The organism is Paenibacillus sp. Leaf72, assembly GCF_001422685.1.
In the GTDB taxonomy this organism is placed as follows: Bacteria; Bacillota; Bacilli; order Paenibacillales; family Paenibacillaceae; genus Pristimantibacillus.
In genome coordinates this window covers 1,996,477-2,019,883 of the sequence record NZ_LMLV01000001.1, presented here as the reverse complement: position 1 = coordinate 2,019,883, position 23,407 = coordinate 1,996,477, and the positions used below count along the sequence as shown (strand labels likewise).

Annotated in this window: 20 protein-coding genes; 8 read left to right on the top strand and 12 right to left on the bottom strand. The window is 47.8% G+C overall.

All coding sequences use genetic code 11. The features are described 5' to 3' along the window. Positions 1–5 precede the first annotated feature (5 nt). The 4 genes from ASF12_RS08630 to ASF12_RS08615 all read left to right on the top strand — a co-directional run bounded on the left by ASF12_RS08630 (position 6) and on the right by ASF12_RS08615 (position 6,124). Entirely contained in the window at positions 6–1,355 is a 1,350-nt protein-coding gene (locus ASF12_RS08630; RefSeq protein WP_056032245.1) for an ABC transporter substrate-binding protein, read from the top strand. A 103-nt stretch (positions 1,356–1,458) separates the two neighbouring features. After that, the gene (locus tag ASF12_RS08625; protein ID WP_056032240.1) at positions 1,459–2,325 is read left to right on the top strand and encodes a carbohydrate ABC transporter permease; all 867 of its coding nucleotides are present in this window, start codon (positions 1,459–1,461) and stop codon (positions 2,323–2,325) included. Further along, a complete protein-coding gene (locus tag ASF12_RS08620) occupies positions 2,322–3,149 on the top strand; it encodes a carbohydrate ABC transporter permease (RefSeq protein WP_056032237.1) in 828 nt (275 codons plus the stop codon). Before ASF12_RS08625 ends, ASF12_RS08620 begins: the two co-directional genes overlap by 4 nt. Positions 3,150–3,187: 38 nt before the next feature. Beyond that, a complete protein-coding gene (locus tag ASF12_RS08615) occupies positions 3,188–6,124 on the top strand; it encodes a glycoside hydrolase family 78 protein (protein WP_056032230.1) in 2,937 nt (978 codons plus the stop codon). Positions 6,125–6,285: 161 nt separating this feature from the next. On the opposite strand, the gene ASF12_RS08610 is transcribed toward ASF12_RS08615, so the two are convergent. Both ASF12_RS08610 and ASF12_RS08605 read right to left on the bottom strand, forming a co-directional pair. Next, positions 6,286–7,323 carry an ROK family protein gene (locus ASF12_RS08610; protein ID WP_056032226.1) on the bottom strand — a complete coding sequence of 346 codons (1,038 nt, stop codon included), beginning with the start codon at positions 7,321–7,323 and terminating at the stop codon, positions 6,286–6,288. Between the two features lie 27 nt (positions 7,324–7,350). Beyond that, positions 7,351–8,568, bottom strand: a complete 1,218-nt coding sequence (locus ASF12_RS08605; RefSeq protein WP_056032222.1) for an MFS transporter — start codon at positions 8,566–8,568, stop codon at positions 7,351–7,353. Positions 8,569–8,927: 359 nt separating this feature from the next. Here ASF12_RS08605 and ASF12_RS08600 point away from each other — a divergent pair, with 359 nt between their 5' ends. Then, positions 8,928–10,094: a serine hydrolase domain-containing protein gene (locus ASF12_RS08600; RefSeq protein WP_056033051.1), complete on the top strand. Its 1,167-nt coding sequence runs from the start codon at positions 8,928–8,930 to the stop codon at positions 10,092–10,094. Between the two features lie 335 nt (positions 10,095–10,429). Here ASF12_RS08600 and ASF12_RS34325 read toward each other — a convergent pair whose 3' ends face one another. Continuing rightward, the gene (locus ASF12_RS34325) at positions 10,430–10,600 is read right to left on the bottom strand and encodes a hypothetical protein (protein ID WP_155972888.1); all 171 of its coding nucleotides are present in this window, start codon (positions 10,598–10,600) and stop codon (positions 10,430–10,432) included. 192 nt (positions 10,601–10,792) lie between these two features. Continuing rightward, complete coding sequence (locus tag ASF12_RS08595; RefSeq protein WP_056032219.1) at positions 10,793–11,245, bottom strand: Lrp/AsnC family transcriptional regulator; 453 nt, start codon at positions 11,243–11,245, stop codon at positions 10,793–10,795. Positions 11,246–11,453: 208 nt separating this feature from the next. On the opposite strand from ASF12_RS08595, the gene ASF12_RS08590 reads away from it, so the two are divergent. Further along, the gene (locus tag ASF12_RS08590) at positions 11,454–12,986 is read left to right on the top strand and encodes an MFS transporter (protein WP_056032215.1); all 1,533 of its coding nucleotides are present in this window, start codon (positions 11,454–11,456) and stop codon (positions 12,984–12,986) included. Positions 12,987–13,018: 32 nt separating this feature from the next. Here the strand turns inward: ASF12_RS08590 and motB are convergent, their stop codons facing one another. Both motB and ASF12_RS08580 read right to left on the bottom strand, forming a co-directional pair. Then, positions 13,019–13,771: a flagellar motor protein MotB gene (gene motB / locus ASF12_RS08585; protein WP_056032213.1), complete on the bottom strand. Its 753-nt coding sequence runs from the start codon at positions 13,769–13,771 to the stop codon at positions 13,019–13,021. A gap of 120 nt (positions 13,772–13,891) precedes the next feature. After that, positions 13,892–14,533, bottom strand: a complete 642-nt coding sequence (locus tag ASF12_RS08580) for a TetR/AcrR family transcriptional regulator (protein ID WP_056032211.1) — start codon at positions 14,531–14,533, stop codon at positions 13,892–13,894. A gap of 173 nt (positions 14,534–14,706) precedes the next feature. Between ASF12_RS08580 and ASF12_RS08575 the strand changes: the two genes are divergently transcribed. After that, the gene (locus tag ASF12_RS08575; protein WP_056032209.1) at positions 14,707–15,615 is read left to right on the top strand and encodes an NAD-dependent epimerase/dehydratase family protein; all 909 of its coding nucleotides are present in this window, start codon (positions 14,707–14,709) and stop codon (positions 15,613–15,615) included. A gap of 72 nt (positions 15,616–15,687) precedes the next feature. Here the strand turns inward: ASF12_RS08575 and ASF12_RS08570 are convergent, their stop codons facing one another. Continuing rightward, positions 15,688–16,326, bottom strand: coding sequence for a class I SAM-dependent methyltransferase (locus ASF12_RS08570; protein ID WP_056032206.1), 639 nt, complete (start codon positions 16,324–16,326; stop codon positions 15,688–15,690). Between the two features lie 153 nt (positions 16,327–16,479). Here ASF12_RS08570 and ASF12_RS08565 point away from each other — a divergent pair, with 153 nt between their 5' ends. After that, positions 16,480–16,938, top strand: coding sequence for a hypothetical protein (locus ASF12_RS08565; protein ID WP_056032204.1), 459 nt, complete (start codon positions 16,480–16,482; stop codon positions 16,936–16,938). 162 nt (positions 16,939–17,100) lie between these two features. On the opposite strand, the gene ASF12_RS08560 is transcribed toward ASF12_RS08565, so the two are convergent. From ASF12_RS08560 to ASF12_RS08540, 5 genes are read right to left on the bottom strand one after another with little or no spacing between them, the layout of a single operon-like run. Further along, entirely contained in the window at positions 17,101–18,336 is a 1,236-nt protein-coding gene (locus tag ASF12_RS08560) for a sialidase family protein (RefSeq protein WP_056032203.1), read from the bottom strand. Between the two features lie 32 nt (positions 18,337–18,368). Further along, a complete protein-coding gene (locus ASF12_RS08555) occupies positions 18,369–19,727 on the bottom strand; it encodes a glycosyltransferase family 4 protein (protein ID WP_063892480.1) in 1,359 nt (452 codons plus the stop codon). After that, positions 19,724–20,944 (bottom strand): glycosyltransferase family 4 protein, encoded by a 1,221-nt coding sequence (locus tag ASF12_RS08550; RefSeq protein ID WP_056032201.1) that lies wholly within the window; start codon positions 20,942–20,944, stop codon positions 19,724–19,726. The genes ASF12_RS08555 and ASF12_RS08550 overlap by 4 nt, the downstream gene beginning before the upstream one ends. A 33-nt stretch (positions 20,945–20,977) precedes the next feature. Further along, positions 20,978–21,940 (bottom strand): SDR family NAD(P)-dependent oxidoreductase, encoded by a 963-nt coding sequence (locus ASF12_RS08545; protein ID WP_056032198.1) that lies wholly within the window; start codon positions 21,938–21,940, stop codon positions 20,978–20,980. Between the two features lie 12 nt (positions 21,941–21,952). Further along, complete coding sequence (locus ASF12_RS08540) at positions 21,953–23,227, bottom strand: nucleotide sugar dehydrogenase (protein ID WP_056032196.1); 1,275 nt, start codon at positions 23,225–23,227, stop codon at positions 21,953–21,955. Positions 23,228–23,407 lie beyond the last annotated feature (180 nt).

Sequence of the window (23,407 nt, the reverse complement as noted above, 5' to 3'; positions counted from 1 at the left end):
GAAACATGAAGAACATGAAGCTAAAATCGCTCGCAATGACAGCAACCGCACTTGTGCTTACCGGAACGCTAGCGGCATGCGGCGGAAGCAATTCGGGCGGCAATACCGGTACGGATACGGCGGCGGGCGGCACAGGAGGCAATACAGAGAAGAAGGTAACGCTCTCGCTGCTGGTTGATAATACGCAGGATTCGGTCAATTTGGCGAATGCTTATGTCGACGCTTTCCAGAAGAAATATCCGAACATTACAGTTGAGATGGAAACAAGGCCGGGCGGCGGCGAAGGCGACAATATTGTAAAGACTCGTCTGGCGACAGGCGATATGACGGATGTTTTCTTTTATAACTCGGGCTCCTTGATGCAGGCATTGTCTCCAGAGAAAAACATGCTGGACCTGACGAATGAAGCATTCCAGTCGGGCGTCGTGGACTCCTTCAAGCAGACGGTTTCCTTCAATGGAAAAGTGTATGGCGTGCCGACATCTTCCACGATTGCTGGAGGCTGGTTCTATAATAAGAAAATTTATGCTGACCTTGGACTGAAGGTGCCTATTACTTGGGATGAGCTGATTGCCAATAACGAGAAAATTAAAGCGGCAGGCATTTCCCCGGTTATAGGCTCCTACAAGGACTCGTGGACCTCGCAGCTCGTTGTGCTGGCCGATTATTACAATGTACAGGCACAGGTACCGTCATTTGCGGAAGATTTTACCGCTCATAAGGCAACTTTCGCAGGCACGCCTGCAGCGTTGAGAGGCTTCGAGAAGCTGCAGGAGCTGTATGATAAAGGCTTTATGAACAAGGATATGCTGGCGACAACCTATGATGCAGGCCTCAAAATGCTTGCCGATGGCAAGGGCGCGCATTATCCAATGCTATCGTTCGCATCACCATCGCTTGTGCAGAACTTCCCGGATGAAATCGAAAATATCGGCTTTTTCGCCCAGCCTGGCGACGATGCCTCGAAAAACGGTTTGAGCATCTGGATGCCAGGGGCGAGTTATATTTACAAGGAAACTAAAAATGTAGAGGCAGCCAAGCAGTTTGTGGCCTTCATCGCTTCTGTAGAAGGGACACAGGTTGCGGCAGCTGTCTCGAAGCCAACCGGCCCGTATCTGATCAAGGATGCGACGATTCCGGACGATGTGCCTACGCTGGTGAAAGACATGCTGCCGTATTTCGAATCGGGCAAAACGGCGCCAGCGCTGGAGTTCGTTTCCCCAGTTAAAGGACCAAGCCTGGAGCAAATTACCGTCGAGGTTGGCGCAGGCATTAAGAAGGCAGCGGAAGGCGCGGCTGCTTACGATAAAGATGTGGAGAAGCAAGCGAAACAGCTTGGACTGGCGGGCTGGTAATTTTCAACTTAAGTAGTAGTAAAAAATAGATAGAGAAGCTCGGCCCTGCTTGCAGGGCCGCTTTACTTCAAAATATACGCTTGACTGTGTAGGAGTGATAACGATGAACAGTATATTTAAACGAACCTACTCCTATTGGTTCCTGCTGCCAGCAGCCATTATTTATTTTATTATTTTCATCCTGCCGACGATTATGTCCTTCTTCTTCAGTATGACGAGATGGACGCTGTCGGATTGGGAGTTTATCGGGTTTGAAAATTTTATTACATTTTTTCAGGAGCAGTCCTTAAGCATTGGTTTTAAAAATACACTGATCTATGCGGTCGTTACCTGTACGCTCAAGGTTGCACTGGGACTGCTGCTAGGCGTATTGCTAACCTCGAAAATTCGGACCAAAAGCTACTTGCGGTCTGTCATATTTTTCCCTACCTTGGTGAGCACGATTGCTGTCGGTATTGCCTTCAGCATGATGATGCACCCGACGCAAGGCGTCATTAATACAGCGCTTGCCGCCATCGGCATTGAAGGTCCGGATTGGCTCGGCGATACGAGAATCGCGCTGCTGTCGGTCGCCATGGTCGATGTGTGGAAAGGCTTAGGCTTCGCGACTGTCATTTACATTGCCGGGATTTTGTCGATCCCCGCGGAATATTATGAAGCCTTGCAAATCGACGGCGGCAACAACTGGCATAAGTTCTGGAACATTATTGTGCCGCTGAGCCGTCCAGCTACGAACTCCGTTATTATTTTGGCCTTCATCGGCGGTCTGCGCTCCTTCGATCTGGTATGGGCGATGACCAAGGGCGGCCCGGGCTTCACGACCGACTTGATTGCGTCGATCATTTACAAGCAATATCAAGGCGGCTTCTATGGCCTCGCTACTGCGGGCAATGTGATTTTGTTCCTCGTTGTGACAGCGCTTGCCTTCCCGCTCTATACGTATTTGAACCGCAAGGAGGTAGACCTGTGAGAAAGATCAGACAATGGGGCTTTGAGATTGGTGCCGTCTTGTTTACGATTGTCGTGTTCTGGATTCCGTTCTACTTCATACTGGTCAATTCGGGCAAGGACGCGAAAGAGTCTTCACTGCTCACGATGTCATGGGCCTCCAATAGCCAATATTGGGAAAATATTAAAACCGTCGTTGTGGCCCGCGATTTTATGCTGATTCGCGCCTTCATCAACAGTACGGTGCTGACGGTGGCCTCCATCGCTATTTTGATCGTACTGTGCGCGATGGCAGGCTATGTGCTGCAGCGCCGGACAGGAAAGCTGTCGCCACTGTTCAACTTCTTGATTCTTGCCGGGCTTATCATTCCGCCGGCCATCGTGCCGACGATCTGGGTCATGGACGGGATTGGCCTGTTCAAAACACTGATCGGTCTTATATTGATCGAAGTCGCGCTGGGCTTTCCATTCGCAGTTCTGCTTTATAAAGGCTTCATGAGCGGCATTCCGCGTGAAGTGGATGAGGCGGCCGTTATTGACGGCGCTGGCGGCCTTCGGCTGTTCTTTGGTATTATTTTGCCGCTGCTCCAGCCTGTAACGGCAACGGTAGTCGTATTGTCCTCGGTTACCATCTTCAATGATTTCACGAACCCGCTTTATTTTCTGCCGGGCTCGGACAATGTCACGGTGCAGCTGACGCTCTATAACTTCCAGAGCCAGTATGTGACGCAATACAATCTGCTGTTCACGAACATATTGCTGATTACGATTCCGCCGCTGCTGCTGTTTATTATTTTTAACAAGCGTATTGTAGCGGGCATGACAGCTGGTTCGGTTAAAGGTTAGTGTCTCATTCATAAATCCAGTAAAAAGGGGATAGCTACATGTTAAATGTTCATTCCGCAAGCTGTGAATATAGAGGTGCTCTGCTTGGCACAGACCTCACAAAGCCGCGATTCAGCTGGATGCTGGAAGCAGCAGAACGCAGAGGAGTCCGCCAGGCCGCTTACCAGCTGCAAGTAGCCGAGGCATCAAGCGGCTTTGAGACAAGCCTTTGGGATACGGGCCGGATCGAACAGGAGCAGTCGCTTCATATCGAATATGGCGGTCCTGCGCTTGCAGCCCGTACTGCTTATCGCTTCCGGGTTAGAGTATGGGATACGGCAGGAGAAGAGTCGCCTTGGAGCGAGGAGGGCACCTTCGAGCTGGCCCTTGCTGGCGGGGCAGACTGGCAGGCGAAATGGATTACGCCGGATACGTCTTCTATTGCTGCAGATGCGGCCCCAGCCTATTTGCTGCGCCACACCTTTCAGGTGAAAGCGGGGGGTATCGTATCCGCACGAGTGTATGCGACCGCGCTTGGCGTGTATGAGCTGTACTTGAACGGCGGCAAGGTGTCGGATGATTTGCTCGCTCCAGGCTGGACCAGCTATCACACCCGTGTGCAATATCAGACCTATGATGTGACGGCGGAGCTGAAAGAAGGCGCAAATGGCATTGGCTTTATGCTGGGCGACGGCTGGTACCGCGGCGGACTGGGCTTTGATGACAAAAATTATATGTACGGCGACAATCGTGCCGCGCTGCTGGAGCTGCATATCCGTTATGCGGATGGCACGGAAGAGGTCGTAGCGACGGACAGCTCGTGGCAGGCGGCGCTTGGGGCGATTCAATACGCGAATATCTATCACGGTGAGACGTATGATGCCCGCTTGGAAATCGAGGGCTGGAGCGAAGCCGATGGTGGAATGAACGGATCGGAAGCTCATAGCGATGACAAGCAGGCAGCTGGCGGATGGTCGGGAGTGCAAGTGCTGGATCTGCCATACAGCCAGCTTGTAGCACAAGAAAACTGGCCGACGAACGTCACCGAAATCATCAAGCCGATCTCCTCGTTTATTACCCCGGCAGGCGATCATGTGCTGGATCTGGGGCAAAATATCGTTGGACGCATGAGATTTACCGTCGAGGCGCCGGAAGGAACGCAAATCGTTTTGCGCCATGCGGAGGTGCTGGACAAGGAAGGCAACATATATTTTGGCAACCTGCGTCCGGCGAAGCAGACGCTGACCTATATCGCGAAAGGCGACGGGATAGAAAGCTATGCGCCCCATTTTACCTTTATGGGCTTCCGCTATGTGCTGGTGCAGGGCTTCCCCGGGCAGGAAGCAGGCGCTGCGCTGCCGGCAGATGCATTCCAAGGCGAGGTTATTCACTCCGATATGCCTTCATCTGGTGAATTCGAATGCTCTGACGAGCGAATCAACAAGCTCCAGCAAAATATCCGCTGGGGACAGCGCGGCAACTTCCTCGACGTGCCGACGGATTGCCCGCAGCGCGATGAACGGCTCGGCTGGACGGGCGACGCGCAAGTATTTATCAGCACCGCTTTATTCAACTTCCAAGGCGCGCCGTTTTTTGCAAAATGGCTGCATGACCTGAAGGCGGAGCAGCATGAGGATGGCGGCATTCCTTTCGTTATTCCTGATATTGTAGGCGGAGCCAATTCGGCGGCATGGGGAGACGCTGCGGTTATTTGCCCATGGACGGTTTATCAATATTATGGCGATGAGCGGCTGCTCTCCGAGCAGTATGAAAGCATGAAGCAATGGGTGGAGTACATTCGGGCACAGGGCAGCGAAGAGTATTTGTGGAATAGCGGCTTTCATTTCGGGGATTGGCTTGCGCTCGATGCGAAGGAGAACAGCTATATTGGCGCGACGCCAACGGCATTGATTGCAACAGCCTATTATGCCTACTCCACGCGCATTGTTCGCGATGCAGCGAAGGTGCTCGGACATGACGAGGACGCCGAGCGCTATGACGAGCTGCACAGCCGCGTAATTTCCGCGTTCCGCGACGAGTTTATGACTAAGAGGGGACGGATCGCTTCACCGACGCAAACCGCGCATATTTTGGCGCTTATGTTCGACCTGGTGGATGAAAGCGTGAAGGATCGGGTAGCAGAGGATCTAAACAACCTCATCGTCGAAAATGACTACCACCTGACGACCGGCTTTGTGGGTACGCCGTACTTATGTTTTGCCCTGTCGAACAGCGGCTATCACACAACGGCGGTTCGCTTGCTGCTGCAAGAGAGCTATCCGGGCTGGCTGTATTCGGTATCGAAAGGCGCAACGACGATTTGGGAGCATTGGGACAGCATTAAGCCGGACGGCTCGTTCTGGAGCGACGACATGAACTCGTTCAACCATTATTCCTATGGGGCGATCGGCGATTGGATGTACCGCAAGGTTGCTGGGCTAGACATGGACCCTTCGCAGCCTGCCTTCAAGCATATTCGAATCGAGCCGTTGTTCGGATCGACCATGCTGACTTATGCTAAAGCCTCCTACGACTCCGTATACGGACGGATCGAGTCGGGCTGGCGTGTAGAAGGCAGCCGTATTGAGCTTCAAGTTGTCATTCCAGCGAATACGACAGCAGATATTATTTTGCGGGGAGCGACGCTCGCTGGCACGACAGAAGGCGGGACTTCGCTTGAAAATAAAGCGGACATCGCATCGGTGGAGGAAACCGCAGCTGGCTTGATCATCCGTGCCGGCTCGGGTACGTACCAGTTTGCCTATGAGAGTGAAGGCCTGTTCCGCTCGCAGTACAGTGCCAAGACGAAGATGAGTGAAATATGGATGGATGAGCGGGCGATTGCCATTGTGAGCCGGCATATGCCAAATCTGTTCAGCGGCGCACAGGCAAACATTGCTAAGCCGTTCTCTCTTCAGCAAATCTGCGACAATGGCATGTTCCGTATTTCCAAGGAGACGATTGACCAGGTGCTTGAGGAGCTTGCAGCGCTGTAGGTGTTGGAAGTAAGGGCATAGCCAGACAATGGGGCGTGTAAAAAGGGCATGTAAATAGGGCGTGAAAATAGAAGGAAACCGCACGGCTGCTGCCATGCGGTTTTTTCTATGCAGATAGCGATAACGGCTGCGGCAAGCCGCATATAACCCTGAAACGAACGTTATTCGACTCCCGTGCCCAGCATCGTACGGATTGTCATTTGCTTTAATCCATGAATGTAGTCCTGCTGCCAATCTCGAATGATAAGTGCGGGTAAATGAGCCTCTGGCACATAAATAGCGCTGCGGCTTCTTACCTCCTCCAGCTCCTGCTCAGACAGATTGATGCTGCAAAAAATAAAAATATCCGGGTTCAGCGTTGCCGTGAAAATCGCAACCAAGCGGCTCATGGCATCAATCAGCTTGGCATCATCGCGTTTTTCGTTGGAACGATCGGTAAGCTCTTGAATGACCTCGCCAAAGTTCTGCTGCCCAAGGGGCAAATAAAAAACCTCGCCAGCAAAAAAGGTGTTCCCTCTGACGAGCTTTCCATTGACCATAATGCCAGCACCGGGGCCATTCATGCCGAAATACAGATAAACAAGCGATAAACTTTTGTTGTTATCCAGTTGGTCATGATAGCCGAGTACCGTGGCGTTCATATCATTTTCAATCTGGACCTGAAGCGGATAGCGGCTCTCGTAAGCGGCCTTCAAATCATAGCCGTTAAATTTCTCGTAGCTGGGAATATGAAAAACCTGGCCGTTCGTCACGCTCGCAGGAACGCCGAAGGTTAATGCGCGAATGAGCGGATATCGCTCCAAATAAACCTTCATTTGACGGTCCAGCGCTTCCGGCCCTTCATCCAAAACACCGGGCAGCCTGTCTTGCAGAAGGACCTCTCCGACATAATTCAGCAAGGTATAAATGGTGCAGTCCTTTTCCAAATACACAGCTAAGCCCGACATATGCGCTGCATTCAGCATATAAATTTGCGGCCTTCGACCTCCGCTGGATTCCCGCAGCCCCGACAGCAAAACCTCGCCATCCGCCTTCATTTCCTCAATCGCTTTGCTCACGGTCGGGAAGGTCAGCCCTGTTATTTGAGCGATTTCGACCTTGGTCGACTCCTGCTCATAATAGAGCGCGCTGCGAATTTGCTGCCGGATCATTTCGCCCATTAATTTAGGATTCACAAATGGAAGCTTTATTTTTTCCACCCTCCTGACGGTTATAAAATGTGAGACCTACTTGGTCTTTGCCTGATCCTTCTCGCCAAGAGGTCTCGCGGCATGAGACGTCAGCCCTGCGAATACAATGCCGACAAGGACGACGATTAAGGCCATTCGCAAGCCAATTGAGTTGCCAATCATGCCAAGCAGCGGCGGCCCAACAAGGAAAGCCAAATATCCGGCTGTTGCTACAGCTCCGACCCGTGCAGCTACACCATGCGGATTGTCGCCAGCGGCGGACAAAGCGACAGGGAAGCCGAAGGCTGCGCCAAAGCCCCACAATACAACGCCGATAGAAGCGATGATGTAATTGTGACCCAAGATCACGATGAGCAGGCCGGCAATAGCGGATACAGCAGACGCTCGCAGCACAGCTACTCGGCCGAATTTATCGAGCAGCATGCCGCCAGTTGCCCGAACGATCGTCATTGCTGCTACAAATATGCCATAGACGAACGAACCTGTTGAAGCAGAAGTATCATAGCCATCGACCATAATTAAAGGAAGCCAGTCATTGGCTGAGCCTTCGGCGAAGGCCATACCCAAAATAATAATGCCGAGCAGTAGGGTGCGCGGCTCTTTCCAGATGGCAAGGCGCTCTTTAGTCGTTAGCGTAGGAGCATTCTTGTCTGTTTTACTTTCTTGTCCTGTTCCTTTAGGCACGAATCGGGACAAATAGACGATGAGCACAACTAATAAAATAAGAACAATACCCAAATGCATGATGACGGACACATGAGACTTCGTTGCTAACCAGCCCGCGACAGCGCCGATAAAGGTTCCTAAGCTGAAGGCAGCATGAAAGCCGGTCAGCAAAGACTTTTTCATTGCGCGCTCCAGCATGGTGCCCTCAACATTCATTGCCACATCACAAATGCCAAAGCCAAATCCGAAGATTGCTAACCCCACGAACACAACAGGAGCATAGGTGAAAAAGGAGCTGCCAAGAGCAATGATTGTGAGGCCTCCTGCAGCAATGAGCATCCCGTTCATCATGACGAAACGTCCGCCCTTGCTAGCAATAAAATGCCCTGCGCCAAGCAGGCCGAGGATTGAGCCAACAGACAGCCCGAAAATAATCCAGCCCATCTGGCCAGTCGAAGCGCCGAGTGTATCGCGAATGGCGGGCGTACGGGAGATCCAGGATGCCGTGGCAAAGCCGCATAAAGTGAAAATCACATAGATGGCATTACGCCATAATTCAATCTGTCTTGCGCTTAATTGTTCATTCATTAGAAGCTCCCCTTACTCGCTATTATACTTTTTAAAGATGTTTAATAACTAAGCAAGCTTATCATAACGTATCGCAGCCGTATTAAAAAGCTGTCTTTTTGCGAAAATCATATGGGATTGTGGGTTTTGCATAATAATGTCTTGTTTAGCTGTGGTTCTGACACTGAGCTAATATTTTATTGAAACCGGCTCTTTTAAATTTAAGGTTTTCCATGCAAACTGTCTTCATTTTGATTGCTGCAAGACCGATTTAACTTAATTGCCTTATATAAACGAAAATACTTATTTAATATAATTAACTCACAATAGTAAAGTCGAAAGGCTTTAACTATTCGAAAGGATGAAGACTGTTGAATAAGATGGATTCAAGCAAAGTTAGCCCAGAATTTCTACCCGGCCGAATGGATGAGGTAATCGATCAGACGATTGCTGACAAGCGTTTGGTCGGTGCTGTCATTAAAGTGGCGATGGATGGAAAAATGGTGTACAGCCGCGCTGCAGGTTTTGCCGATCGCGAGATGAACCGGCCCATGCAAGAAGATGCCTTGTTCCGTCTCGCTTCCGTTTCTAAACCTATCGTTTCAACGGCCGCCCTAGTGCTGGTGGGGCAAGGTCGCCTGCAGTTGGATGACCGCGTTGATCGTTGGCTGCCCGAGTTCCGGCCGCGATTACAAAGCGGAGAGATAGCTGCTTTGACGATTCGTCATTTGATGACACATACCGCAGGTCTGACTTACCGCTTCTTTCAAGAAGAAAATGGCCCCTATCAACAAGCCGGGGTATCGGATGGCATGGATCAGTCGGGTATTACGTTGGAAGAAAATCTGCAGCGTATTGCCTCTGTTCCGCTACTCTATACGCCAGGTGCCGAGTGGAAATATTCCATCGCGACAGATGTGCTCGGAGCAGTCATTGCAAAGGTAACGGAAACAACGCTCAGCAAGGCCGTGCATTCCCTAGTGACAAAGCCGATTGGCATGAGCGACACCGATTTTATTGCAGTGGACCCAGACAGACTGGCTATTGCATATACCAATGATCGTCCAGAGCCGAGGCCAATACGGAATCCTGATAAAATCGACTTTTTGGAAGGCACGGCAGGCTTCCGGCTTGCTCCAGGCCGTGCACTTGACGGTACGGCATACCCTTCGGGAGGAGCCGGTATGGTCGGCAGCGCCGGGGATTTTATGCAGCTGCTGGAAACCTTGCGTAAAGGAGGAGCGCCTCTGCTGCCGGAGGCTCTAGTTCATGAGCTGGCTACCAATCAGATTGGGGATTTACCAATGGCTTATTGGCCAGGGCGAGGATTCGGTCTAGGCATCACGGTGCTCAAGGATCCCATTGCGGCAAATACACCGGAATCACCGGGCACATGGCGTATGGGCGGAACCTACGGACATTCATGGTTTGTCGATCCAGAGCAGCGGCTCAGCGTCGTGGCGTTCACCAATACTGCACTGGAAGGCATGTCGGGCCAGTTTACGGTCGACCTTTGTGAAGCTGTGTATGACAGCATCAAAAAATAGCCATTCAAAGAAAGCTAGGTTAGGCGCGATTCTGGCAAATTAAAAGGAGTAAAGCAGCCCCATTGAGGCTGCTTTACTCCTTTTTGGCGGACTGGCGTTCCGCTATTCTGGCTTTTGCTTCGATTTCAGGCCGTAAGCGGACAGGAAGGCCGTTATGGCTCTCGTTATCCCGTCCCAATGGCCGTTTACCGCGCATTAGCGTCTCCTGAGTCCGCAGACTATGGCTTAACCCGTGATTCGGTGAAAATAGCGGCTGCTGAGTCCGCCAAGTCGAGGCGTTGTGCAGAAAGTAAAACCTTCGCCATGCAGCGACGTTAAAGCAGCTAGGCTGCTAGTTAAATTTCATTTTTGGAAATGCCATTCAAGCTTGGGGCAAAATCGGCAGCTTTGTTGCTAGTCAACGTCTGAGCTTCTTCCGTTAAGTGATCGTCGTTTTGTTGATTGTTTTTCTTATCTGCACGATTATTAGAGCGGTCCATTTTGGGATCGGCGCTATTTTTGGGCATGATATTCACCTCCATCTTTTCAAAGTGTAGTATGAGAAGTTGGATTGAATTTTATCCCAGCCCAAGTGGAACTTGAAGCATACACCGCTGCATTTTCCGCCATTTACTGAAGAAAGGCTTTAGCCAGCAATTGATACGCGTGGTGACTTGCATGTTTATCCGTAGAAGAAGCGCACTATTTTACGTTCCCCATTAGGAAACTCCATTTGCTTCTTCGAGAGAACGAATGAGAAGACTATGATCGATCGGTGAAGACATGACAATCAGTATGGTATAGGTTCCATATTTATCGCACTGATTGCCAAACTCTTCTAGCGTACGTGTGGAGTCCGTCACTACTTTTAATAAATAACTATGTTCTCCGCTTATGCGGTGGCACTCGGCAACATGGGGAGATGCATGGATAAAATCAAGAAACGCCAAGCAGTCCTTAGTCCGAAATAACATATAGGCTGCCGTATGCTTCCCAATTTTTTCGGGAGAAATGACGGTGCGGTACTCTTCGATTATTCCCTTTTCTTCCATTCTCTTCACTCGTTCCGTTACAGCAGGCTGGGACAACCCCACGCTTTTACCCAGCTCAGTCATAGAAATCCTTGCCTGGTTTTGAAGATAGAAGAGGATTTGCTTGTCTGTATGATCCACTTAGAATACACTCCTTTAAATTTAAGGCGTTTTAAATAAAACAGATTATATTCATTTGTGTATTCATCATATTTGATTTGATCTAATATGTAAAATAAAGAATTTAAATTATATAATAAGTCAAACGGGAATAAGGTGATTCACATATGAGAAGTTGGAGAGGATGGCAAGCAATGAGTAAATACGATTTATTTGGAGGGTGCTTTCAATGACTCTTTCCCATTCCAGTAAAAATATTATCGCATTGTCCGCGATATGTTTGTCCGCGCTAATGTTCGGCCTCGAAATTTCCAGTGTGCCAGTGATACTGCCGACCCTCGAAAAGGTATTGCATGGCAATCTTAAGGATATGCAATGGATCATGAATGCCTATACTATTGCATGTGCGACGGTTCTGATGGCTGTGGGAACGCTGGCTGACCGTTATGGAAGGAAGCGCATTTTTATTATCAGCCTCGTCTTGTTCGGCATTACCTCCTTGGTTTGTGGCTTGGCCCAGAGCACATCGGTTCTAATCGTCAGTCGGTTTCTTCAAGGTGTGGGTGCTGGTGCGATGCAGATTTGCCAGATAGCCATTCTTTCGCATCGGTTTCAGGAAGGACGAGAACGCAGCAAAGCTTTTGGAGCATGGGGGATCGTGTTTGGGATCGGCCTCGGCTTTGGACCCATCATCGGAGGGATGATTGTGGTCGTATTGAACTGGCATTGGGTTTTCCTAGTCCACGTCCCGCTGACCATTCTCACTTTGATTCTTGTCTTTGGCGGTGTCGAGGAGTCGCGTGATCCGCAAGCGAAAAAGCTGGACATGATCGGCATCGTCACGCTTTCGCTCGCGGTTTTTGGCCTTGCCTATTTTATCACACAAGGCTCTGAACTAGGCTTTACCAGTCTAACCTCCATCATCATCCTTGCTGCAGCGGCAACAAGCTTTATCGTTTTTCTTTTTGCGGAAAAGCTCAGCGCTCATCCGATGTTCGACTTTTCCGTATTTAAGATACGTAATTTTTCCGGTGCTCTCCTTGGATCCATCGGCATGAATTTTAGCTTCTGGCCGTTCATGATCTATCTGCCAATCTATTTTCAGAGCGGCCTTGGCTATGGCATTGTAGCCGCCGGGTTATCCCTCTTGGCGTATGCTCTTCCCACTCTGGTGATCCCGCCCTTGGCAGAGCGCCTTTCGCTTCGCTATCAGCCTCGTATAGTTATCCCATTGGGTCTGTTCATCATTGGGCTGGGCTTTATTTTGATGAAATATGGCAGTGGAGGCGATCACGCCAGCTGGCTGACCATGCTTCCAGGCTCTCTGTTGGCTGGGATTGGGCTGGGCTTGACCAATACGCCTGTGACCAACACGACGACTGGCTCCGTTCCGATTACCCGTGCAGGCATGGCTTCAGGTATAGACATGAGTGCGAGATTAATCAGTCTAGCCATCAATATCGCCGTGATGGGATTCATTTTACAGGAAGGGATACGGTCTTATTTGAAGGGAACCCTTCTTGGGAATCTCAATACAACGCAATTACGGGATTTAGCCGAGAAAATAGCCGCCGGAAACTTTGCATCTCTCAATCAGGGTTTGCCAGAGCTAACTGCTCTGGACGCGTCCGGAGCAGTGGTCCATGCAGCACTTGTGCACGGCTTTGGCTTGGTGATGCTCTATGGTGGCGTTGGCGTGTGGGTTTTGGCCGCGATTAGTTTTATAATCTTCGGCTCCAAGAAAGCATCGGCGCAGCATTAAACGGTCATTGATTTGGTGACGCATCCTGAAGGTTAATTCATCTGAATCGTATTAGACTGCACTAAAATCTCAACACGTCTGTTGCGCTGCCGGCCCGCCTCTGTAGCATTGCTGTCAATGGGCTTATATTCGCCAAAGCCTTTGGAGCTGAAGTTCCGGGGATCGAGCTCCTTGTTTTGCAGCAATAAATTTAGAAAATTGAGTGCTCGCATGGCGCTAAGATGCCAATTGGAATCAAATTCAGTCATGCCAATCGGGACATTGTCGGTATGTCCGCTAATGATTACATTATGTATAGGGTCCATGACCAGAAGCTGTGATATATCTTTGACGATGCTGATATTGGAGCTTTGGACCTTGGCACTGCCGGAAGCAAATAAAACATCATCCTTGATCGTAATGAGCAGCCCTTCATCCGTCATTTGGGTTTCTAGCTTTGCGGTGAGCTGGTGCTCGGAAATATATTGGTTCACCTGCGATTGTATATGTTCTAATTCGTTTATTTCTTGTGCTTGCGCGGTATCCGGCGTTTCCTGCACGTTTCCCTTATCTGATTTTGCAATGACAGGATTCTCTAATGCAGGCTGCCCTTCGAGTACGCCAGTACCGCTATTAAAGGCCATTCGAAAAGCTTGCGACATCTGTTCAAACTTTGCAGCATCAGCACTGCTCATGGCATAAAGCACGATAAATAAAGCGACTAGTAAAGTCATTAAGTCCGAATAGGGCAGCAGCCAGGACTCATCCACATGCTCTTCTTCATGTTCATGCTTGTTTCGTTTCATTTGTTCCACACCTTTCAAGTCTAATTTGAATGGAATTAATTCAACAATCGATGAATTATAATCATAAGAAGAGGAGCCATTTTTCCAGCAAAATGGTTTCCCTTTTTTATTATTCCCTTTTTAATCGACGGCTATTTGAAAAAAATTAGCCAAAACGGATTGCTTCATTTCGCCTTTAAGATCGCTGTTTGCCGTAACGTCTTCTTTGAACTCATTTACAAAATTAGGAATCGTTCCAAGAAGGGAAACGGAGTTCACAAGCATTAAATAATAGAGAGTAGGCTCCTGTTTCTTGATAACGCCAGCCTCCATACAATCCTTAATAAAAGGCACGAGATGCCGGTAAGTCGGCAGGAGCATTTTATCCATTAGATAGGTGGAGCGTTCACTCGGGTGGGACAACTCGTTCGTCACAAACATCATGTGGAAAGGAAATTCAAAGCAAAAATCTACAATGTTGTCGACAAGAGCAAGGCAAGCAGCCTCTAGCTTCATATGCCTATAATTATTTTTAAAGGGTACGGTTTGAAGCGTGATCCGTTCAGTTAAATAATCGACCACCGAAGTCCATAAACCAAGCTTTGACCCGAAATGGTAGGATAGCAGGGCGACATCCACATTCGATAAGTTTGCCATTTTTCTAAGACTTGCCCCCTCATAACCATGCTTAGCAAATTCAATAAGGGCATGAGTCAATATCTGCTCTTTCTGGAATGGTTCATCCTTGGATGGACGCCCCGGGCGGCGCTTCGTCTCTTTCACTTTGTCGGCCTACTTTCTTCAAAACAATAATTCATCACATGATGATTTTAGCATGTTGTAATCGTTAGTGTCTACAAACGAATAAATTGGCTATAGCTGATGAGATATATGCACATTTCCAATTCCATTGATATGCGTACTATGAAGTATATCGTTTAATGAGGAGTGGAGTTATGAAAGCGTTGGTTACCGGGGGTGCGGGGTTTATTGGTTCCCACCTAACGGATATGCTTATCCAAAGCGGTGCTGTGGTACATGTCATTGATAATCTATCAACGGGATCAAAGAATCACGTGCATCCTGCCGCTATCCTGCATGTTGAGGATATTAACAGTGATGCCTGTTCTAAAATTATTGAACATGTTCGGCCTGATGTTGTCTTTCACCTAGCTGCTCAAGTCGATGTCCAGCGTTCAATGGCTGACCCCGCTTTTGACTCTACTGTTAATATTGTCGGAACAATCCGGCTCTTAAAAGCTTGCGAACAAGCTAAAGTAAGTAAGATTATTTTCTCTTCTACTTCTGCCACATACGGAGACTCCAATAACGAACGCCATGAAGAAGAAGCTATTCCCGCCCCAATTTCCTATTATGGGCTTTCCAAACATGCTAGCGAAAGCTATATTCGATTGTTTCATAGAATGTACGGCATTAACTATACCATCTTGCGTTATAGCAACGTGTATGGCCCACGACAGAGCTATACAGGAGAAGGTGGTGTTGTCGCCATATTTCTAAATAAATTAAATAAAGGACTTCCTGTACTTGTTCACGGCAGCGGCGATCAGACTCGAGATTTTATTTATGTACAGGATGTTGTTAAGGCAAACATGGCGGCCATTCACCAAGGAGAGCAAGAGACGATTAATATAAGCACGGGTTTGCGGACTTCTATAAACAACCTCATACACATGATGAAAATGATTCATGGCCAGGACGCCCAGATTACGTATGGCACCGAACGGCCGGGTGATATTATGGATAGCTGTCTAGATAACTCAAAAGCTGAACGAGTGCTAGGATGGCGGCCAATGAGCAGCCTGTTTGAAGGATTAACGCAAAGCTATCAGCAATATCGTTGAAGGATAGGTATAAGCCAAAAGCCGATATATGTCATTCAAAAACATGACATATATCGGCTTTACTATTATGCATTATTTTATGGCTACAAGCACATTCGCAAACCCATCTTCACGCCCATAAACTAGCTCATACGTCGCATTATCCTGTGTCAGCACCTGTTCGATTGTAAAACCGCAATCCGTTAGCAGCTTACGCAATTCATCTGGCCGGTAATGCCGATAATGGTGAGGATTCACCCCGTTAAGAAAATAAGGGTTTTTCAAATGGGGGATAATCTCTTCGTTAGGGGCCGAGATGAGAAGAATACCGTTTGTATGGAGCGATTCATAAAGCTTTTGAATAAAGGTCCGATCATCCTTTATATGCTCCACGGTTTCGAAACAGGTAATAACATCGAACGTTTGGATAGGAAGCTCATCACGAAACGATTCGGACAAGTCCGTTTTTACATAAACCGTATTGTCACCTGAAAAATGATCAATGGCCCAATTTAATGCATGCTCCGAGCGATCAACCCCTACGACTAATGCACTTGGGGAATGAATGGCTATATAATGAGTGCCATATCCCGAGCCGCATGCTGCATCTAGTATGAAATCTCCAGGGCGGATAAAGCGCGTTGCAAAATGATAGCGGTAATGATGATCCATCATGACATCATGAATGGAGGTAGCATACATCCGTTCCATCTTTGCGATTTCGTCATCCATCTAATTTCCCTCCATTACCAGTCTAGTCTCTTTTCTCACGGCTTTCTCTCTTTGAAAATATCAGCTATTTCTCCTGGTACATCTGTACATTGCATCAAACCCTATCTATGAATCTAATATATAGAACGCGTTACTAGAAAGGAGGTGATCGCTATGACCGTTACAATAGTAGATTATCAGTTTCAAGAGGTTGCTGTTGGAACAGGTTCGCTTCCGTTTATCATTTCTCCAGGATCGGAAGTGCTGCTGACGTCTCTCTTTCTCCAGATTAACAATATTAATAACCGTATTGAGTTAAAAGCTACAATCGGATGGGAGGCGCAATTACTGCTCTTGAATATTGTGCCGAAGCTGCTTTTTCGGATTCGTCGCGGAGGAACAAGCGCCCCGGCAACCGTTGTATTTCAAACAACGGATTCCGTTTTTTTGGGAACAGCATCTGAAGGTCCATGGGTTCCGCTTGATTTCACAACTTCGTTTCAGCACACTGAAGCTGCCACAGCTGGAATCGTCGGAACCTTTCAACAATACGCCCTGACTGTAGAGCATATTGGGCAAAACTCCGCCACGATAACCGGACCCGTTCATTTTGATGGTATTGTTTATTTATGATGTAGTTGAAATTTACCAAGTGGTCGGATTTTCGTGAAAATGAAAATCCGACCACTCTTTCTTAAAATATAAGCATGTATAAGTTTCCCCCGTATAGTGGGCTTATATTTCACCCTCGAAACGGAAGCTTTGCCGCCAGAGGACGGCGACAGCCGTTTACGTTTACACATCCTCAAAAATGTTTTGGGACCCTGTGCGAGTATCCATCCATACAATAATAGGAGTGCCCGTGGCTCTTACGACGAGGCCGTTATAATCCCCAATTGAAGGAGTAGGGACTCCAATCGACGGATCGGCGTTAGGATCGAAGGAGACGCTTGTTATGCGGCGGTTAGGTAAAAACGTGGAGCCTGCATCGTTGGACTCTGCCAAATATACATCGAGCAGCGTGGTGGTGAGACGGTTTGTATAATACATAACCCGTACCCCTCCATTATCACGAGAAACCGTTAAATTGGGCAAAAAGTTTTGTGATACGGCAGGGCTATCGTCTACTTGACGTAAAGTTGACCAGGAAAGGCCTCTATCGGTTGAACGTGACATATAGATGTGTGCATTGCCTGTTCGGTTATCCTGCCAGACAGCATAGACTATTCCTTCGCCATTGAACGGCGAAATGTCGACCGCTAAATAAGCAATAGTCAGGACGCGAAAGCCAAAGGTTGGTACAGGAAGAGGGGTTGGAACGAGCGAAACGGTCGATATCGTAATAATGGGTCCAAACGTTATCCCGCCATCAACAGATCGGCGCATAAGAAATTGCGGTGTTCCTGGCCCATATTGCATCCACCCCACATAAATATCGCCTTGCGGTCCAATAGCAATGGTTGATCCGAAGCTAGTTACACCTTGTACTTGGTTCGTTAGCAATATAGGCACAGACCAGGTCACACCTTGATCGAGTGATCGTTGAAATAACGTTTCGGAGCTTTTGAAATTGTTGAAATAGCGTGTAAATGCAATATACGCCTGGCCAACATAAGGACTCCCATTCGCCGTATCAATGGCTATCGCTGGTTTATCATTATAGATCGCCGTGCTATACCCTTGATTGACAATGATGGGTGTGGAGAAAGAAGCGCCATTGTTTGTTGATCGGTAAACAATGATGGATGAATCCCTTACAGGGTTAACATTTAATGCCGTTGCAGCAACAAGAAACAAATTGGGATAACCATACGCAGCAACCCCATCACCGGAGGCTGCGAATCCAACCGGGGGTGACATCAGCATCTGGGTATACGATGCCCCGCTATTAATTGAGCGGTAAACGGTCGTCATATTGTTTCCCGAACGCAAGTCATTCGTCGTCACGATAACGGTTGCTTGATCCAGTGAATTGAGCGCAATAGACGGCTCCTGTTGAGGGCCTGAGGGGGTTACTTGTATATTGGCCATCTGCAGCTTCCTTTCTATACTTTTAGTTAATCTTATCTCGCTTGAAAAATAATCGAGCCGACAATGTGATCATCCACGATGGAGAAGGAAGCTGGAATATACATTCGTTGATTATTGCGGAGCAATTCACATATGCCAGATCCATAATGGCCAGCATATTTCGGAGGATGATTTGCTTTTCGTATATGCTGGTTACTTAGAAGTATTTCATAACAGTCAACTACCCGATCGACCATCTTCGGAAGCGACCATTGTCTGATCCCCCATTCGTAACCGTTATAAGCTAATCTTTGTGAAAGCGATTGGTTTTCGAGCAGTACTTGCAAGTAACGTGACAGTTCATTGCTATCACCTGCTTTTGCCATCAATCCGGTGTGGTTATGCCTCACCATTTCCGGAATTCCACCGGCATTGGAGACGACGAGGGGCTTGCGCGAGATTTGCGCTTCCATCACAGCATAAGGCTGGTTATCATGCAGACTCGGGAGTACAACAATATCGGATTGCTGCAGCAGTGCGGGAACGTCGTTTCTGCTGCCAATAAAAAGCACATGTTGACTCAGTCCCAAATGAGCAGTCTGATTTTCCAACTCCGACCGAAGATAGCCGTCACCAATAAACAGACAAATCCAATCGCTCCTGGTCTGCTTTAACTTGTATAAAGCACTGAGCAAGCTGCTATGACCTTTCACTTTATCAAGCCTAGCTGGACAGGCAATAATGTTAAGATTGGACGGGAGCTTTAAGGTAGTATTCTCTTTCATCCGTTGCAAATGATGTTCAACGTTCATTCCATAGGGTACAACTTCCATATGATCGATGGGCACTAAATAGCTGGCTAGTGTTTGCTGCAGCCATTTTGTCGGCACGATGGACAAATCGCTCGAAGTAGCTCCGTAATATTCTCTTGCGCAAGCATATTTCCAAATGAATTCAGGTGGTGCTTTTCCTTCAAGCGAAATCCAGTATTCGGTCGCCAGGCATCCATGAATAGTGTTTATTAAAGGCAGGCCCTCCGGCTTAATCTGCCATAGCGCCCGGGAGGATATGACATCCTGTGCATGAATCAAATCATATTTTTTCAGTCCGAAATACGAGGCTGCTAGCGCATAGGTGCAAAACTCAATTTCTTGGTCGACGATCCATGGATCGATGGGAATTTGCTGTGCAGCATATACGGCCTTAATTTCTCTCTCGACGAGCTGTTTGAAATACCTTTTCTGTACTCGCTGCCCTGTACCCAGCATATAGTAGCTTTTTTCATCGGGATGTAACGCAAACACATCTACCTCATGGCCTAGACGCTCCAAACTAGTTTTTAAATCTTGGATATATGCCCATACACCGCCAACATGTGGAAGCTTCCAATACGTGGCAAGGAGAATCCTCATTTTCCACCACTCTGCTTGGCTTGAAGTGCCTCATCGTACAGTTGCAGCGTTCGTTCCGTCATTGTATCCAAAGACCATTGCCTAAGCCCGTGGTATCTGGCTTGATTGGCAAGTCTTTTCTGAAGCCTGTCATCGTCAAGCAGTTCATTGATGCGTTCACATAATAAATCTGCACGACCGGATGTGAATAATAACCCGCTTTCTCTATCAGCTATCATTTCTGGAATTCCTCCTGCATCCGACGCAATTATTGGCTTCCCGGCTACTTGTGCCTCCATGATGACAAAAGGGAAATTGTCATGAATACTTGGTGCCACAACCATATCAGCCTGACTTAGAAGTGCTGCCATATCGTTGCGATGTCCCAGAAACATAACATGCTGCTGAAGCTTTAAATCATGGGTCAGTTGCTCAAGCCTTGGGCGCAGCGGACCATCCCCAACTAGCCAACAAACCCAATCTGACCGTCTCTTTCGCAGAAGTTCAAGAGCATGTAGTAAAACCTCGTGGCCTTTAACCGCGTCTAGGCGCGCCGGACAAACGATTAGCTTTAAATCGTTTTTTGGAATGGCCCCATTCAGACTTATGGCTTGGCGAAGAAAAGATAACGTATCGAAGCCATATGGTATGACGTCAAATGGATCTTTTTCTAAATCGCTAGTTGACTCATACTGCTGCTTGAGCCACCCTGAAGGGACGATGATTCGGTCTCCCACCCTGCTTCCATATTGATCAAGTGTATTGGCCCACGTTGCTGCCGGGGAGGGGTCAGAAATAACACCCTGAAGCTTCCATTCGGCTGCCAGCTTGCCGTGGAGGGTAACGACAAGCGGAGTGTTCTTTGGCTTAATTTCAGAAACAGCAGTCGCAGAAATGACATCTTGTGCATGAAGTACATCGTATTTTGTTAGTGTGAATGCTGTTAGAGCTTGACGAAAAGCAAGACGCTCACCTTCCATTGCCGCAAGCCAAGCATCGTAGTTTCTTGAATTCATATTGAAGCGAATCCCAATTTGTTTCATAATCGGAGTTAAAAAGGTTTGCTTATCCATGGATTTGCCTTTATCAACGATATGATAATGTAATCCGGATTGGTTATGGGAGAGGATGTCAACTTCATGTCCCCTCTCCTCAAGGCCTTTTCGCAGCGCCAAAACATAAGTGGATACTCCGCCTGTATAAGGAATACACCAATAGGAAACAAGTCCAATTTTCATCTGTCACTCCCCATTCGGCTGCAAGGATTCATATCATAATCGATTACGATACCATTCGATTGTCTTGTAAAGCCCCTCTTCTAAATTCACGGAAGGCTTGTAGCCGAGCAATGATTCGGATCGAGTCAAATCCGGCTCACGTCCAGGCATATCCTCATAGCCTGAGCCGTAAGCTTCGGCATACGATTTGAGCAAGATCGGGGAGGTCGAACCGCTAAGCCTTATAATCAGCTGCGCCAATTCCCAGATTGTGATAGGGCAATTTGAGCCAATATTAAAGGCGAGTCCGTTTGCTTTCTCGTGAAGTGCCGCTAAGGTGCCATTAACCGTATCGTCCACATAGGTGAAGCAACGCGTCTGTGCTCCGTCGCCATAAACCTCTAGCGGTTCCCCTTTCAAAGCTGCTTTAATAAATCTTGCGACTACCCCGCCATATTGCGAGTTCGTTTGTCTTGGTCCATATGCATTGAAATATCGAAGCACGGTGACAGGGAGTCCCTTTGCTGCATAGGCGAAGCACATATGCTCATCGAGCGATTTTGCTGTTGCATAACACCAACGATGGACAGAGGGGGCACCATAAAAACGATCGGACATTTCGTGGAAGGGCAGAATTTCATTTTTTCCATATATTTCTGACGTTGATGAAAAAATGACCTTTGTATGACGTGGATATGCCAATTCAAGGACATTGCGCGTGCCATCAATGTTGCCTTCAATAACCTTGAGGGGATCCTCTACTGTATTTTTGACACCCAATACAGCAGCAAGATGAAAGACAACATCCGCTCTATCCATCAATTTCTTGAGCGTCCTTCGGTCAGTTACTGAGCCTTGGATGAGCGTATGACGTTTATTAGCTTGAAGATGGGATAAAAACTCCGGCCGTCCGGTCGAGAAATCATCCAACGACCACACCGTATGGCCCGCTTCCAGCAGACGCTCTACTAAATGAGAGCCGATAAAACCTGCACCACCCGTTACTACTACCTTCATTGGAATACCCTCCTAGAGTAAAATAACATTGTTTCGATCTGCCATTTTTCCAGTGGCGTTACGTGTATCGATGACAATGGGCGTGTGCGCCACAAGAAGCTCATATGGGATATTAGAATGATCCGTTAAAATTAAAGTGCAATCATAATTTTTCATTTTTCTGGCAGTAAGCGGTGTACTATGAAGGACAGTTTCACCTATTTTCAGAGTTTTCACATAGGGGTCAAAGTATCCCAGATTGACGCCCGCCTGCAGTAAATGCTCCATAATAGGCAGCGCAACGGACTCCCGCATATCGTTAACGTCTTTTTTATACGTAACTCCAATGACAAGCACACTGCATTCGTTAAGCGCTTTTGGCTGCAGGCTTTTTGCCACTCGTCCCACAATGTACCCAGGCATATCCTCGTTTACTTGATGGCAAAGGTCAATGAACGGCAAATCCATATGATGTTCTCTCGCCTTCCAGAGCAAATATAGGGGGTCAACCGGAATACAATGCCCTCCAACGCCAGGGCCTGGATAATATTTTGTAAATCCAAACGGCTTAGTTCCCGCGGCCTCGATGGCTTCCCAGAGATTAATATCCAGCTCCTCGCTTAACTTCAACAGACTGTTCATAAATGAAATATTCAAGTATCGCTGGCAGTTTTCCAGAAGCTTCGTCATTTCAGCTACGCGTGGCGATGACACGAGGACCACTTCATTAAACACTGAGCCATATACTTGCTTCGCATAGGCTGTGCAGGATGGAGTTACGCCGCCAACCACTTTAGGGATTTGTTCCAGCTCCCATTTAGAACCGGGATCAATTCGCTCTGGTGAATAGGCGAGCGAAATGTCTTTACCTACAAGAAGTCCAGTTGACTCCAACATCGGTTTTAGCCGTTCCTCGCTTGTTCCTGGAAATGTAGAGCTTTCCAGTACAATAAGCTGCCCTCTATGCAAATAGGGGAGTGAGCTTTGTGCTGCGCCTATTACATAGCTCAAATCAGGTTGATGCTGCTCATCAAGCGGTGTCGGAACGCAAAGGATTATGACATCGACTTTCTCAATGACATCGAATGCAGTACCTACATGAAAACTATTTTTACTAAAAAGCTTTCGGATGTCTTTTCTATTAAAGTCAGACAGGTAGGATTGCTGCTTGTTCAACATATTGATTTTTCGTTCGTCTGCATCAATGCCATAAACCGTGTTTCCTCCTTCCAGAAACAATTTGGCGAGTGGCAATCCGACGTACCCCAGACCGATAATACCAATTTTATACTCAGGGGCCTGCTCCATAATTCTGTCAACTCCTTTCATTCATCTTCTAGCATGATACGCGAATGAATGAAAGCCGCTATAGTTGAGTGTCTAAATTTTATGGAAATAGTAGAGTATCACGAGGTCTAGCAGAAATAGAGAGAGGCGCTGGGTTTCGGAAACAATAGTTGGAATTAAAGGGGCTGGAAAGAAAAAACG